This is a genomic window from Kitasatospora sp. NPDC057965, assembly GCF_042887135.1.
Classification (GTDB): domain Bacteria; phylum Actinomycetota; class Actinomycetes; order Streptomycetales; family Streptomycetaceae; genus Kitasatospora.
Genome location: NZ_JBHVPZ010000009.1, coordinates 237855 through 251672, shown reverse-complemented (window position 1 = coordinate 251672; position 13818 = coordinate 237855). Strand labels below are relative to the sequence as shown.

General features: G+C 74.4%; 12 protein-coding genes. 4 read left to right on the top strand and 8 right to left on the bottom strand.

Annotation, left to right across the window (positions count from 1 at the left end; all coding sequences use genetic code 11):
- Positions 1-18 precede the first annotated feature (18 nt).
- Positions 19-204 carry a hypothetical protein gene (locus ACFVVU_RS14650; RefSeq protein WP_380686644.1) on the top strand — a complete coding sequence of 62 codons (186 nt, stop codon included), beginning with the start codon at positions 19-21 and terminating at the stop codon, positions 202-204.
- A 775-nt stretch (positions 205-979) separates the two neighbouring features.
- Here ACFVVU_RS14650 and ACFVVU_RS14645 read toward each other — a convergent pair.
- On the bottom strand, positions 980-2806 hold the full coding sequence (locus tag ACFVVU_RS14645) for a DUF2398 family protein (RefSeq protein ID WP_387790067.1): 1827 nt from the start codon (positions 2804-2806) through the stop codon (positions 980-982).
- A gap of 262 nt (positions 2807-3068) precedes the next feature.
- On the opposite strand from ACFVVU_RS14645, the gene ACFVVU_RS14640 reads away from it, so the two are divergent.
- The gene (locus ACFVVU_RS14640) at positions 3069-3848 is read left to right on the top strand and encodes a lysoplasmalogenase (protein WP_387790066.1); all 780 of its coding nucleotides are present in this window, start codon (positions 3069-3071) and stop codon (positions 3846-3848) included.
- A gap of 85 nt (positions 3849-3933) precedes the next feature.
- On the opposite strand, the gene ACFVVU_RS14635 is transcribed toward ACFVVU_RS14640, so the two are convergent.
- The 3 genes from ACFVVU_RS14635 to ggt form a co-directional block, all read right to left on the bottom strand.
- Positions 3934-4584, bottom strand: coding sequence for a hypothetical protein (locus ACFVVU_RS14635; protein WP_380679221.1), 651 nt, complete (start codon positions 4582-4584; stop codon positions 3934-3936).
- Between the two features lie 206 nt (positions 4585-4790).
- Positions 4791-5594, bottom strand: a complete 804-nt coding sequence (locus ACFVVU_RS14630) for an exodeoxyribonuclease III (RefSeq protein WP_387790064.1) — start codon at positions 5592-5594, stop codon at positions 4791-4793.
- Positions 5595-5740: 146 nt separating this feature from the next.
- Positions 5741-7531, bottom strand: a complete 1791-nt coding sequence (gene ggt / locus ACFVVU_RS14625) for a gamma-glutamyltransferase (RefSeq protein WP_387790063.1) — start codon at positions 7529-7531, stop codon at positions 5741-5743.
- Positions 7532-7754: 223 nt separating this feature from the next.
- Between ggt and ACFVVU_RS14620 the strand changes: the two genes are divergently transcribed.
- Both ACFVVU_RS14620 and ACFVVU_RS14615 read left to right on the top strand, forming a co-directional pair.
- Positions 7755-9104, top strand: coding sequence for an IS30 family transposase (locus tag ACFVVU_RS14620; RefSeq protein ID WP_387790115.1), 1350 nt, complete (start codon positions 7755-7757; stop codon positions 9102-9104).
- A 203-nt stretch (positions 9105-9307) separates the two neighbouring features.
- Positions 9308-9616 carry a hypothetical protein gene (locus ACFVVU_RS14615; RefSeq protein ID WP_387790061.1) on the top strand — a complete coding sequence of 103 codons (309 nt, stop codon included), beginning with the start codon at positions 9308-9310 and terminating at the stop codon, positions 9614-9616.
- 108 nt (positions 9617-9724) lie between these two features.
- On the opposite strand, the gene ACFVVU_RS14610 is transcribed toward ACFVVU_RS14615, so the two are convergent.
- The 4 genes from ACFVVU_RS14610 to ACFVVU_RS14595 are packed head-to-tail and all read right to left on the bottom strand — an operon-like array spanning position 9725 to position 13807.
- Positions 9725-10831: an ROK family glucokinase gene (locus ACFVVU_RS14610; RefSeq protein WP_387790060.1), complete on the bottom strand. Its 1107-nt coding sequence runs from the start codon at positions 10829-10831 to the stop codon at positions 9725-9727.
- A complete protein-coding gene (locus ACFVVU_RS14605) occupies positions 10828-11760 on the bottom strand; it encodes an ATP-binding cassette domain-containing protein (RefSeq protein WP_387790058.1) in 933 nt (310 codons plus the stop codon). Before ACFVVU_RS14605 ends, ACFVVU_RS14610 begins: the two co-directional genes overlap by 4 nt.
- Positions 11757-12797 (bottom strand): ABC transporter permease, encoded by a 1041-nt coding sequence (locus ACFVVU_RS14600; protein WP_387790056.1) that lies wholly within the window; start codon positions 12795-12797, stop codon positions 11757-11759. Before ACFVVU_RS14600 ends, ACFVVU_RS14605 begins: the two co-directional genes overlap by 4 nt.
- Positions 12794-13807 (bottom strand): substrate-binding domain-containing protein, encoded by a 1014-nt coding sequence (locus ACFVVU_RS14595; RefSeq protein WP_380679236.1) that lies wholly within the window; start codon positions 13805-13807, stop codon positions 12794-12796. Before ACFVVU_RS14595 ends, ACFVVU_RS14600 begins: the two co-directional genes overlap by 4 nt.
- Positions 13808-13818: the final 11 nt, after the last annotated feature.

Genomic DNA, 13818 nt, shown 5'->3' with positions numbered 1-13818 from the left:
CCTGGAAACCTCCGTGGCATGAACGCCAACCTCACGGCGACCCTCCAGGAACCGCGCTTCCCCATGCCCCAGCGCCACCGCCGCTTCCTGGCCTGCGCCGCCGTCCTCGCCTCCATCGCCCTCGGCACCCTCGGCGTCGGCGCCACCGTCGAGACCGTTCAGCACGGCACCATCGCCACGGCCACGGCCACCGTGCAGAAGTAGCCCCCGCGCCGCCCGCGCCCGCCGGGCACGAGCGAAGACGCGGCGGCCGAAATCGCGGGCCCGAGCCCGGCCGGCCTCGGGCCGACCCGCCGCGACCGGCCCACTCAGCGGCAAGGTCGGACGAGCCGGCCGCCTCTGGCGGACGCGAGGGCGGGGTGAAGATGCCGGCCTTCGGGCCACAACGAGCCCTGGCGACGTCAGGCGGGCCGGCCGGCTCCGGCAGAACACGGAGGCCGGGGTAGTGACCTGCGGGCTGCGCCCGGCACGCCAACCGGGGCCACGACGACGAGCCCAGACACCGAGCCGGCCGGGCAGCCAACGGGACGCAAACCGCGGCAGCAACGCTCGGGCCACGGCGGAAACGGGGGAGCCGAGCTCGTGACGGTGGCTCCTCGGCTCCGGCCCGGGACCGTGGCCGCCACGGCGCGGCGCACCCGCCCGGCGGCAAGGTCGGACGAGCCGGCCTGCGCGCTCGGGGGACGCGGGGCCGGGAGCGGGGCCGGACGGCGGTGGGGATCAGGCAGGCCGGCCGTGTCCGGCCGGACGCAGGGGCGAAGACGGCAGCCCTCGGCCATTGGGTGACCGGCGCAGGCCGGCGGGACACGGGGCCGAGGGCCGGACGGCGGGTGGGGTCAGGCGGCCTGGGCAGCTCAGGGGACGCAGGGCCGGACGGCGGCGGGGGTCACGCGGGCCGGCCCGGTCCGGCGGGACGTCGGGCGGGGGTGGCGGCGTTCGGGTCGCAGAGCGCCAGCGGTCTCGGGCGGCCGGGTGGCGGTCAGGCGGGTTGGCCGGCTCGGGGGGTGGTGGGGGCCGGGATGGTGAAGTCCGGGGTGGGGCGGGAGTGGCGGCCGGTGCCCGGGGTGGGGAGGAGGTCGGGGGCCGGGGCGTAGCGGGCGGCGGGGGCGCGCAGGAGCCAGCCCGCGGGGCGGGTGGCGATCAGGCCCATGCGGTGGAGCAGGTCGAGGGCGTCGCGGCGCAGGGCGGTGCGGTCGGCGAGGTAGTCACGGCGCCAGCCCGCCGGGAGGCCGTACTCGTCGGCGATGTCGCCGAGCACGCCGTCTATCAGCGCGTCCGGGACGGGCACGTCGGCGCCGGTGGTCTCGCCGGGCAGCGGACGGACCTCCTCGACCAGGCGCTCGACCAGCAGCAGCGCCGCCTGGGCGGCCGTCCCGACGCCGGACAGGGCGAGGTCGGTGAGTTCCTCCGCCGGGTCGAGGAGGGCGACGCCCTCGGCCCGCTGCTCCGCCTCCAGGCCGAGGAAGTCGGCGAGCGCGGCGGGGCCGGAGTGCCGGTGGTCACGCAGCCAGGCGCGCTGGTCCTCGGGCAGGTCGGCGGCCAGGACTGCGGGGGTCTCGGCGAGGCGGCGGCGGACGGCGGTGCCGGGCTCGGCCTCGGCGGCGCGGCGGATGAGGTCGGCGGCGTCGGCGGCGAGTGCGGGCGGGCCGGCCGGGACTGCGCGGGCGAGCTCCCGGTCGACCGTCAGCACGTCCGAGGCGTCACCGAGACCGGTGACGAGGCCGGCGGGAAGGTCGGCCGGAAGGTCGGTGAGCACCTGCCAGTCGGCGAGCACGGCGAACGCCATGGCGAGGTCGGCGGGCCCGGTCGACGGGCCGGGACCGATGCCGGGGTCGGCGGCGTCCATCGCGGCCAGCAGGCGGCCGAGCGGCAGGCGTTCGGGCGCGTCCACCAGCAGGGCCAGCGCGAGGGCGAGCCGGGCGTAGCCGCCGGGGGTGAACGGGGCGCCGGTGGCGGGGTGTTCGAGGCGGCGGACGGCGCCGGGGCCGGGGCCGGCCTTGTGCAGACGTGCGTGCCAGGGGCCGACCACCAGGGGGTAGCCGAGCAGGGTGTCGAAGCGCTCGGTGAGCCAGTCGCGGTGACGGCGGATCAGCGGGAAGCCGTCGGCGTGCGGTCCGGAGGCGGTGACCAGCGGGTGGGCGAGCAGCAGCCGGGCGGCGATCCGGCGTTCGGAGGCGGTGGTGACGGCGGAACGATCCTGCGGTACGACGGCGGCGGCCCGGGACTGTTCGGGTTTGCGGTGCCGTCCGGGCCTGCCGGGTTTGGCACCGGAGAGGACGACGGGCAGTGCGGCAGCGTCGCGGCGGGCGCGACGCAGGCCGGGGGCGGTGCGCGGTTCGCGGGTGCGCAGCGGCGTGGGGGTGTGCGCGGTGGGGCCGTGCCACCAGCTGACCTCGGCGGCGGCGGACGGTTCCGCGGGATCGGAGGGATCTGAGGAATCAGTGGGACCGGCGGGTTCGGCGGGTTCGGCGGCGGACGGTTCGGCGGGGGCGCCGAAGTGACGGGCCGGGTAGAGGCCGAAGGAGGCGGCGCAGAGGTCGTCGGCGGTGCCGGGGTCGGCCTCCGCGAACCAGCGTGCGAGCCGGAGCAGCGCCGGGTCGGGCGAGAGTTCCCCGGGTGGCGCGGCCGGGGCGTCCGGGTCCTGCGGGGCGTCAGCTCCGGTCGCGGTGCCGGGTACGGGGCCGCGGGCGGGTTCGCGTACGGCGACGACGGCGTCGGTGGTGCTCCGCCCCGCCCCGCCCGTGCGTCCGTCCGACGTGCCACCGGCCGTCCGTGCGGCGCCGGTCGCGTACTCCTGCTGCTTCATGTCGGGGACCAGACTAGACGCTGGACGCGGCCCCCGCTGGCAGCCGCCCGACGCGCGGCGACATCCGGCCGGAGACGGGGAGGACGGCCGGAGGGCGGCGGGAGGAGGACGGAAGGACGGCGACCCGTCACCCCGGTGGCCCCGCCCGTCCTACGCGCGGGTAACAATCTCTTCCGAACCCCCGTCCCGTCCCCTATCGTGCCCGGCACGGGCCACCCGCCCCCACCACCCGCTCCCCCACCCGTCCGGAGGACACCGCCGTATGAGCATCCGTACGACCACCCGCACCGTTCTCGGCGGCCGGCTGCGCTCGGCCTCCGGCGCGCTCGCCGGCTTCGCCGCCACCTCGGCGGTCCACCTGGGGGCGCTGCTGACCGACACCCCGGCGCTGCGGCACGCCACCAAGCCGGCGCTGATGCCGTTGCTGGCCGCGCACAGCGTCGCCAGTGCCGCCGCGGCCGGCCGGAAGGCGCCGAAGCTGCTGGCGCCGGCGCTGCTGGCGAGCGCGGGCGGGGACGTGCTGCTCCAGTTCGGCCAGGACGCGACGTTCCTGGCCGGAATGGGCTCGTTCGCGGCGGCGCACGTCTGCTACGTGACGATGTTCGCCGACCAGGGCGCGCTGACCGACCGGCGCCGGACGCTGGTGGTCGCGGCCGCGTACGCGACGGCCTGGGCGTCGATGGTGGCGCTGCTCTGGCCGGACCTCGGGGACCTGCGGATCCCGGTGGCCGGGTACAGCCTGCTGCTGGCGTCGACGGCGGTGACCTCGGCGGGGCTGGGCGTGCGGACCGGGCTGGGCGGGGCGCTGTTCCTGCTCTCGGACACTCTGATCGCCACCAAGCTGGCCAACTGGCGGGAGCTGCCGGGCCACGAGTTCTGGATCATGGCCACGTACATCCTGGCGCAGTACCTGCTGGCGACGGGCGCGCTGCGGGCCGCCGAGGCCCAGGAGGACCGGGAGGACCGGGAGGCCCGGGAGGCCCGGGAAGGCCTGGAGGACGGGAAGGACCGTCGGGCGCGGGAGGCCCAGCAGACCGTCTGACCGCGCGAAGGTGCCGCCGGACGAACCGTCCGGCGGCACCCGCCCGCGGGCCGCACCCGCGGGCACGTTCCTTCACGCGGACCCTTCAGGCGGACCCGGCGCCCGCGCGGCGCCGCAGCAGCCAGAAGCCGCCGATCCCGCCCGCGACCAGCAGCGCGCCGCCCGCCAGCTCCACCGGGTTCGCCGCGATCGAGCCGCCCAGGCCGGTCTTCACCGCGCCGTGCGGGGCGACCTGCTGGCTGCCGGCGCCGGACTGCCCGAGGGAACCGGCCCACTCACCGGCCGCCTGGCTCCACCCGCCGATCCCCGAGGGCGCGGAACCGCCGGCCGCGCCGGACCCGCCGTGCGCACCGGACGCACCGGAGCCGGTGGACACCGAGACCGTGGTCACCGTGACGTTGGTGGCGAACGCGGCGCCGTCGGGGCAGGTGCCGTCGATCTTGCTGTCGCCGCCGTGCTTGTCCGCCAGCCGGGCGGAGCCGGTGTGCTTGCCGTCGGAGCCGAGCGTGAGGGTGGCCGGGCCGCCCTCGAAGGCCTGGGAGTTGGCGGTGATCGTCTTGGCGTTTGGCTTGTCGGACTTCTCACAGGCGACCGTGACCGTCACGGTCTGGCCCGGTGCGGCCTGGGACGGGCTGACCGAGGCGGCGCCGTCCTTGGCCAACGCGAGGGGGGCCGTCAGGCCGGTCAGCAGCGTCGCGCCGATCAGGGCGGCGGCGGCCGTACGCGTGGGGCGCATACCGGAACCTCCGGAATTCTCTCGGGCGCGGCCGGGGACTCCGACGTCCACGTGATCGATCAACCGCACCCGGTCACTCACCGACGGTAGGCACCCGTTGCACACCCGGCCACCGCTCTGGCCCGTTCGAGCGAGACCCGGGCACCCCGCACGACCCGCGAGCCGTCACCCGCCGGCCCTCACCCGGACCAGGCCGGAGGGCCAGGTCAGAGGTCCAGGTCGACGATGACCGGGGCGTGGTCCGAGGTGCCCTTGCCCTTGCGCGCCTCGCGGTCGACGTAACTGTCGGTGACGGCGTCCACGAAGGGCTTGTTGGCGTAGGTGAGGTCGATCCGCATGCCCCGGTTCTTCGGGAAGGCCAGCTGCCGGTAGTCCCAGTAGGTGTAGGGGCGGTCGTACTTCAGCGGGCGCGGCACCACGTCGTGCAGCCCGGCCGCGTCCAGGGCGGCGAGCGCGGCCCGCTCGGCGGGGGTGACGTGGGTGAGGCCCTCGAAGGCGGCGATGTCGAAGACGTCCTCGTCGCTCGGCGCGATGTTGAAGTCGCCGAGCACGGCGAAGGGGCGCTCGCCGGCCGCGTCCTCCAGCGAGGCGAGGCGCAGCGCCTCCAGCCACTCCAGCTTGTAGCGGTAGTGGGCGTGGTCGACCTCGCGGCCGTTGGGCACGTAGACCGACCAGACCCGGACCGGGCCGCAGGTGGCGGCGACGGCACGCGGCTCGACGTCGGGCAGCAGGGCGTCGTCGGCGAGGTAGCCGGGCTGCCCGGGCAGGTCGCGCACCACGTCGTCGAGGCCGATCCGGGAGAGGATCGCCACGCCGTTCCACCGGCCGGTGCCGTGCGCGGCGGTCTCGTAGCCGAGCTCGCGGACCGGCTCGTACGGGAAGGCGTCGGCGGCGCACTTGAGCTCCTGGAGGCAGAGCACGTCGGGCTTGGCGCTCTCCAGCCATTCGAGGAGCTTGGGCAGCCGCGCGGTGACGGAGTTGATGTTCCAGGTGGCAATGCGGACGGTCACGGCGGGCGGCCTTCCCGGTGGCGGTTCGGTACGGGGGTGGACGCCCGCGTGGACGGCCGGCCCGTGGGCGGCTGCCCCGGTGGACCGGCGGCCCGATGGACGCCCACCCCGAATCTACCGAACGGCACCGACAGTCCCGCCCGGCCTCACGGCGCGGGCCGGACCACCGCCGCCGAGCCGCCGCCGCGGCGCACCGGTTCGGCGGCGGCCCGCCAGCGCCCGTCCGGCAGCCGCTCGACGCCGGTCGCGGCGCCGATCTCCGGCGTGGCGGTGAACACATGGCCGAGCGTCTCCAGCCGGGCCCGTTCGAGCAGGGCCAGGAAGGCCGGCTCGGCCTGGGTGGCGGCGGTGTTGCGCTGGCTGGCGCGCGGCGCGGCGATCGCCTGCTCCAGACTCAGACCCCGGTCCAGGCGCCCGAGCAGCACCTGCAGGGTGGTGGTGATGATGGTGGCGCCGCCGGGCGAGCCGGCCGCCAGCAGGGGCTCGCCGTCGCGCAGCACGATGGTCGGCGACAGCGAGGAGCGCGGCCGCTTGCCGGGGCCGGGCAGGTTGGGGTCGGGCACCCCGGGGAACAGCGGGGTGAAGTTGAAGTCGGTCAGCTCGTTGTTGAGCAGGAAGCCGCGGCCGGGGACGGTGATGCCGCTGCCGCCGGTCTGCTCCAGGGTGAGGGTGTAGGAGACGACGTTGCCCCAGCGGTCGGCCACGGTGAGGTGGCTGGTGCTCAGGCCCTCGTAGGGCTCGGCGGCGGGCGCCGGGGCGGCGTCCGGGCAGCCGGCCGGGTTGCGCGGGTCGCCGGGGGCGACCGGGCTGGTGAGCGCGCGGTCGGGGCTGATCAGGCAGGCGCGGGAGGCCGCGTAGCGCGCGGACAGCAGTTCCGCGGTCGGCACGTCGTTGAACGCCGGGTCGCCGACCCAGCGGTTGCGGTCGGCGAAGGAGAGCCGGGAGGCCTCCAGGAAGTGGTGGTAGTACTGCGTGGCGTCGTAGTCGGCGACCTCGCCGTCCTCCAGGATGCCGAGTGCCTCGCCGACGGTGGTGCCGCCGGAGCTGGAGGGGGCGATCGAGTAGAGGTCGTAGTCCCGGTAGGCGACGTGGGTGGGCTGCTGGCGGCGGACCCGGTACGCGGCCAGGTCGGCGGCGTCGACCTGGCCGGGGCGGGCGGTCCGGCCGGAGGCGGGCTCGACCGGCGGGTGCTGCACGGTGCGGACGATGTCCTCGCCGATCGCGCCCTGGTAGAGCGCCCCGGTGCCCTCCTTGCCGAGCTGGCGGTAGGTGGCGGCGAGGTCGGGGTTGCGGAAGGTGGAGCCGACGGCGGGCAGCGCACCACCGGGCAGGAAGAGCTTGGCGGTGTCGGGGAAGTCCTTGAACCGGGCCTGGTTGAGCGCGGTCTGGTCCTGGAAGGTCTGGTCGACGGTGAAGCCCTGTTCGGCGATCCGCTGGGCGGGCTTCAGCGCCTCGGCGAAGCTGCGCCGGCCCCAGAGCTCGACGGCGGTCTCCCAGGTGGCCGGGGAGCCGGGCACGCCGACCGACAGGCCGCTGGTGACGGCGTCGGCGAACGGCAGCGGTGCGCCGTTCTCCAGGAAGAGCGACGTGTCGGCCTTGCGGGAGGCGGTCTCCCGGCCGTCGATGGTGTGCACCCGGCCGGTGGCGTGGTCGTAGTAGACGAAGTATCCGCCGCCGCCGATGCCGGCCGAGTACGGCTCGGTGACGCCCAGCGCGGCCGCGACCGCGACCGCCGCGTCCACGGCGTTGCCACCCTTGCGCAGCACCTCGATGCCGGCCGCCGTGGCGTCGGCGTCCACGCTGGCCACCGCCCCGCCCCAGCCGACCGCCTCGGGCACCTTGGCCGGCGGCGCTGCCGCCCCGGCGGGTCCGGCGGTGGACCACACCAGGGCGGTGGTGAGCAGGAGCGGCGGGGCGATGCGGGCCAGTGCTCTCATCCGATACTCCTCTGAGTAGACGTCAACTCCGTTGTTTCACAGGAGGCATGGCCCCGACAACCGCGCCGCGTCACTACCAACGGGTAGTTGACAACTCCCGGGGAGGAGCCGTCGAACAGCCGATCACATGGTGGATTCAACTGGTCGTCGCAACACCTCGATTGTGGAGGTGTCGGTGGGGCGGCCTGCGGGATGGACGACGAAGGTGACGGGGCGTCCGGCGATGCGATCGCCGGGTCGGCCGCCGGTGCGTCGGGACGTGGAGCGCGCGTTCTGGTTGAAGATCGCCGAAGGACTCACGAGCGAGGATGCCGCGCTGGCGTGCGGCGTGTCCGGGCCGGTCGGTTCGCGGTGGTTCCGCGATCGTGGCGGGATGCCTTCGATCCAGCTCAGTCCGTTGTCAGGTCGGTATCTGTCGTTTGCCGAGCGCGAGGAGATCGCCCTGCTGAGGGCCCAGGACACTGGCGTGAGGGAGATAGCCCGCAGGCTGGGGCGCTCACCGTCGACGATCTCTCGGGAGCTACGGCGCAACGCAGCCACGAGGTGCGGGAGGCTCGACTACCGGGCCTCGATCGCGCAGTGGAAGGCCGAGCTGGCGGCAGGTCGGCCGAAGACCGCGAAGCTCGCGGCCGACGAGCGGCTGCGCGAGTACGTGCAGGACCGGTTGGCCGGCTTGATCCAGGCTCCCGACGGAAGGCCGGCGCCGGGTCCGGCGACCCAGGAGTGGAAGGGGCGGAACAAGCCCCGCCGTCAGGACCGGCGCTGGGCGACGGCGTGGAGTCCGGAGCAGATAGCCAAGCGGTTGCCGGTCGACTATCCGGACGACGAATCCATGCGGATCTCGCACGAGGCGATCTACCAGGCCCTCTACGTCCAGGGCCGCGGCGCGCTCGAGCGTGAGCTGGTTACGTGCCTGCGGACCGGGCGTGCCCTTCGGGTTCCGCGCTCGCGCGCCCGCCGGAAGGCGGCCGGTCACGTCACGCCCGACGTGATGATCAGCGAGCGTCCCGCCGAGGTCGAGACCCGGGCCGTCGCGGGCCACTGGGAAGGCGATCTGATCATCGGGACGAACCGGTCCGCCATCGGCACGCTCGTGGAGCGCACGACCAGGTTCACGATCCTGGTCCACCTTCCGCGGATGGAAGGCTACGGCGTCGAGCCGAGGGTGAAGAACGGCCCCGCGCTGGCCGGCTACGGCGCCGAGGCGATGCGCAAGGCCCTCACAGCCCAAATGGCCAACATCCCACAACAGTTGCGCAGATCGCTGACCTGGGATCGAGGTAAGGAGCTTGCCCAGCACGCCCAGTTGAAGGCCGACACCGGCATCGCCGTCTACTTTGCCGACCCGCACAGCCCCTGGCAGCGGGGCACGAACGAGAACACGAACGGGCTGCTGCGGCAGTACTTCCCGAAGGGCACGGACCTGGCCCGCTGGACCGCCCGCGACCTCGAAGCCGTCGCAGGCGCGCTCAATACTCGGCCGCGGAAAACACTCGGCTGGAGAACTCCTGCGGAGGCTCTCGGCGATCAGCTACTCTCGCTCCAAACCAGCGGTGTTGCAACGACCCCTTGAGCCCGGTCATTTCAAACCCGAACGAGTGAAGAAATGATCAGCTACTCATGCGGGCGATAGCTTGTGCTCGCACCGCATGCTTTCCGCCCACGCCGACGCCCACGCCGGTCCCGACCGAGCCGCCGGCGCCCGCTCCTGCGCCGGTCGAGACGCCGGCCCCGGCGGCGGCGCCCACGCAGTCGGCGGTCGAGCCGCCCGCGCCGGTGACCCCGACCCGGGCCCCGGCGGCCCCCACCTCGAAGCCGGCACCCAAGCCCACCCCGGCGGCACCCAACAGCAACCCGGCCGGCGGCTCGGCCACCGGCGGTGACGGCTCGACGGGCGGGACCTCGACCACCGGCGGTTCGACTACCGGCGGTTCGAGCACCGGCGGTTCCAGCAGCGGAGGCGGGACCGTCCACCCGGGCTCGTACTGCTCCCCCGCCGGCGCGACCGGCGTGACCAACGCGGGCACCCCGATGGTCTGCGGTCTGAGCTCGGACGGCCGCAGCCACTGGAAGTCGGCCGGCTGACAACTGACAGCTGACAACTTTCAGCTGACGGATAACAGCTGACAGATAACGTCATCTGTTATCTGTCAGCTGTTATCCGTCACTCGCCGGCTGTCATCCACCCCGCCGCTACGGCACGGCGCGCTCCACCCGCCGCCGCTTGATGGTGCGAAAGCGCCGGGCGACCTGGCGGGCCAGGTCCGCGGCGCCGACCAGCCCGGCCTCATTGCCGAGCGCGGCGTGCACGATGGCCGCCTCGGGCCGGAAGCCGCGGCCGGTGAGGGTGCGGCGGAAGGTGTCCCGGGCCGGGCCGAGCAGCAGGTCGCCGGCCTCGGAGACGCCGCCGCCGATGACGAAGCGGCCCGGGTCGAGGGCGGCGGCCAGGTTGGCGATGCCGACGCCGAGCCAGGTGCCGACCTCGTAGAGCAGCTCGGTGGCGGTCGGGTCGCCGGCCCGGGCGGCCTCGGTGACCAGCGGGCCGGTGATGCCCTCGACGGCGCCCCCGGCCCGGGCCAGCAGCGGCTGGACCACCGGGGACTCCTCGGCGACCAGCTCGCGGGCGTCGCGCACCAGCGCGTTGCCGGAGGAGTACTGCTCCCAGCAGCCGCGGTTGCCGCACGGGCAGCGGTGGCCGCCGGGCACCACCTGCATGTGCCCGAACTCGCCGGCCAGCCCGTACTTGCCCCGGTCCACGTAGCCGTCGCGGACGACGGCGCCGCCGATGCCGGTGCCGAGGGTCAGCATCACCATGTGCTCCTCGCCCCGGCCGGCGCCGAAGCGCCACTCGGCCCAGGCGGCGGCGTTGGCGTCGTTCTCGACGATCACCGGGAACCGCAGCCGGGCACTGAGCGCCTCCCTCAGCGGTTCGCCGCGCCAGTTGAGGTGCGGGGCGAAGAGCACGGTGGAGCGCTCGGCGTCGACCCAGCCGGCCGCGCCGATGCCGACGGCGTGCACGTCGTGCCGGTCGGCGAGCTCCAGCACCAGCTCGACGATGACGTCCTCGACCACCTTGGGGCTCTTGGACTTGTGGGGCGTGTCGGTGCGCAGCTTCTCCAGCACCTTGCCCTCGCCGTCGACCACGCCCGCGACGACCTTGGTGCCGCCGATGTCGACGCCGATGGTCGGCAGCCGCAGCACGCCGGCGGGCAGCGCCCGGCGGCGGCGCTCGGCGCGCGGGCCGAGGCCGAGCAGGGTGGGCAGGACCGGCGGCCGGTTGCCGCCGTGGGGGCTGGTCACGGCTGCGGACGCTCCTTGCCGGGATCGGTGGTCGGGCCGGCGGTCGGGTCGACGGGGCCGGCGGTCGGATCGGCGCCGCCGGGACCGGGGACGTCGGCCCGCGACAGCTCGTGGGAGAGCTCGGCAAGGTCGGAGCCGCCGGCCATCTCGGTGGTGAGCTGTTCGAGGCCGATCTCCGCCCTGGGGTGACTGCCGGCCATCCGGCCGCGCTTGAGCAGGGTGAAGTGGTCCCCGACCAGGTACGCGTGGTGCGGGTTGTGGGTGATCAGCACCACGCCGAGGCCCGCGTCCCGGGCGGCGGTGACGTACTTGAGCACCACCCCGGACTGCTTGACGCCGAGCGCGGCGGTCGGCTCGTCCAGGACGAGCACCTTGGCACCGAAGTGCACGGCGCGGGCGATGGCCACGCACTGGCGCTGGCCACCGGACAGGGTGCCGATCGGGCGGTCGACGTCGGGCAGGTCGATGCCCATGTCGGCGAGCGCCCGGCGGGTGGTGGCGCGCATGCCGTCGGCGTCGATCCGCAGCCCGCCCCAGCGCTTGTACCCCTGCTCGGAGCCGAGGAAGAAGTTGCGCCAGACCGGCATCAGCGGCACCACGGCGAGGTCCTGGTAGACGGTGGCGATGCCGCGGTCCAGGGCCTGGCGCGGGGAGTCCAGGCGGACCTCCTCGCCGCCCACCGTGAAGGTGCCCTCGTCGTGCCGGTGCAGCCCGGCGATGATCTTGATGAGGGTGGACTTGCCGGCGCCGTTGTCGCCGAGCACGCAGCTGATCTCACCGGCCCGCAGGGTCAGCGAGACGTCCTCCAGGGCGCGCACGGTGCCGTAGGTCTTGCCGACGCCGGTGAGCGCGAGCAGCTCGGCGGGCGGGGTCGGCGCGGCGGGCGGGGCCGGCTCCACGGGCGAGGTCGGCTCGATGGGCGAGGTCATCGGGGCCCCCGTTCGGCGCGGCGCTTGACCAGGGAGTTCAGCAGGGCGGCCAGCAGCAGCATCGCACCCAGGAAGAACTTGAACCAGTCGGGGTTCCACTGGGCGTAGATGATGCCCTTGCTGACCATGCCGAAGATCAGCGCGCCCAGCGCGGAGCCGACCACCGAGCCGTAGCCGCCGGTGATCAGACAGCCGCCGATGACGGCCGCGACGATGTAGATCAGCTCGTTGCCGACGCCCTCGCCGGACTGCACGGTGTCGAAGGAGAACAGCAGGTGCTGTCCCAGCACCCAGGCTCCGAAGCCGACGAACAGGTAGAGCACGGTCTTCGTCCGGGCGACCGGGACACCCACCGCGCGGGCCGCGGCCGCGTCCCCGCCGACCGCGAAGATCCAGTTGCCGAAGCGGGTGCGCAGCAGCACCCAGCTGCCGGCCAGCAGGAGGCCCAGCCACCACCAGACGGTCGCCTTGATCGTCAGCCCGCCGACGGTGACCTCGGAGGCGAACAGCCAGCGGCAGGAGGCGAAGCCCTGCATGTCGGAGATCGGCTTGGTGGAGACGGTGCCGGAGACCAGCTTGGTGACGCCGAGGTTGGCGCCGGTCAGCATCAGGAAGGTGCCGAGGGTGACGATGAAGCTGGGCAGCTTGGTGCGCGCCAGCATCCAGCCGTTGAACAGGCCGACCGCCAGCGTGACGGCCAGCGAGACCAGCACGCCCACCCAGGTCACCGCGGTGAGCTGGTAGGAGACCATCGAGGAGGTCAGCGCGGCGGTGGTGACCAGCACGCCGGCCGACAGGTCGAACTCGCCGCCGATCATCAGCAGCGCCACCGGCACGGCCATGATCCCGATGGTGGAGGCCGCGTACAGCACGGTGCCCAGCGAGGAGACCCGCAGGAACGGCTCGGCGACGGCGGAGAAGACCAGGAAGACCGCGGCGGCGGCGATCAGCGCGCCCAGTTCCGGCCGGCCGGCCAGTCGGCGCAGCGCGGCCGGGCGCTCCCGGCGCTCGGCGGCCAGGACGTCGGTGCTGCTCACCTGGTCCCCCTCGCGACGTACTCGGCGAGGGCGTCCGCGTTCTCCTTGGTGAGGATCTGCGGGCCGGTGGCCACCGGCTGGCCGCCGCCGAGCATGTTGAGGTTGAAGCGGTAGAGCCAGATCAGGTCGACGCCCTCGTAGCCCTGGAGGTAGGGCTGCTGGTCGACGGCGAAGCCGACGGTGCCCGCCTTCAGGCCCGCCACCACCTGGGTGCCCAGGTCGAAGGTGTCGAGCTCGACCGGGCGACGGGCGTCCTGGATCGCCTGCAGACCGGTGGCGGCCATCGGGCCGGAGAGGGTCAGCACGGTGTCGATCGCCGGGTCGGCCTGCAGCTTGGCGGAGATCGCCGCGCGGGCGTCGGGCATGTTGACGCCGTCGACGTACAGCACCTGGAAGGCGCCGCCGGCGGTGCTCTGCGCGCCGGAGCAGCGCTGCTCCTGGCCGACGTTGCCCTGCTCGTGGATCACGCAGAGCACGTTCTTGCGGCCGCGCTCGGACAGCGCGCCGCCGGCGGCCCGGCCGGCGGTGGCCTCGTCCTGGCCGATGTGGGTGAGCGCGCCGAACTTCGCGGAGAACTCCTGGCCGGAGTTGATGGTGATCACCGGGATGCCGGCGGCCTTGGCCTTGGCCAGCACGTCGGCCATCGCGTCGCCCTTGGCGAGGGTGACCAGCAGGCCGTCGACCTTCTGGTCGATGGCGGCCTGGACGAGCTGGACCTGGTTCTGGGTCTGCGCGTCGTTGGAGTACAGGAAGGTGATGTTGTCCTTGGCGGCGGCCTGCTCGGCGCCCTTGCGCACGGTGTCCCAGAAGGCGTCGCCGGCGCCCGCGTGGGTCACCATCGCGACCTTCCAGCGGGGGGTGGTGACGGCGCCGCCGGCGGCGGCCGCGGCCTTCGCGCGGGCCTCCTCGGCGCGTCTGCCTCCGGTGCTGCTGCAGCCGGCGACGGCGACCGTGAGGGCCAGGACGGCCAGCGCGGCGGCGGCGGGCCTCAGCCGGCGGACGGGACTCATGCGCGTTGTGC

What these genes read in the sequence shown, in the direction of transcription:
- ACFVVU_RS14605 (WP_387790058.1), bottom strand. Translation starts at nt 11,760, where the DNA reads ATGACCTCGCCCATCGAGCCGACCTCGCCCGTGGAGCCGGCCCCGCCC.
- ACFVVU_RS14635 (WP_380679221.1), bottom strand. Translation starts at nt 4,584, where the DNA reads ATGCGCCCCACGCGTACGGCCGCCGCCGCCCTGATCGGCGCGACGCTG.
- ACFVVU_RS14645 (WP_387790067.1), bottom strand. Translation starts at nt 2,806, where the DNA reads ATGAAGCAGCAGGAGTACGCGACCGGCGCCGCACGGACGGCCGGTGGC.
- ACFVVU_RS14650 (WP_380686644.1), top strand. Translation starts at nt 19, where the DNA reads ATGAACGCCAACCTCACGGCGACCCTCCAGGAACCGCGCTTCCCCATG.
- ggt (WP_387790063.1), bottom strand. Translation starts at nt 7,531, where the DNA reads ATGAGAGCACTGGCCCGCATCGCCCCGCCGCTCCTGCTCACCACCGCC.
- ACFVVU_RS14595 (WP_380679236.1), bottom strand. Translation starts at nt 13,807, where the DNA reads ATGAGTCCCGTCCGCCGGCTGAGGCCCGCCGCCGCCGCGCTGGCCGTC.
- ACFVVU_RS14620 (WP_387790115.1), top strand. Translation starts at nt 7,755, where the DNA reads ATGCGATCGCCGGGTCGGCCGCCGGTGCGTCGGGACGTGGAGCGCGCG.
- ACFVVU_RS14640 (WP_387790066.1), top strand. Translation starts at nt 3,069, where the DNA reads ATGAGCATCCGTACGACCACCCGCACCGTTCTCGGCGGCCGGCTGCGC.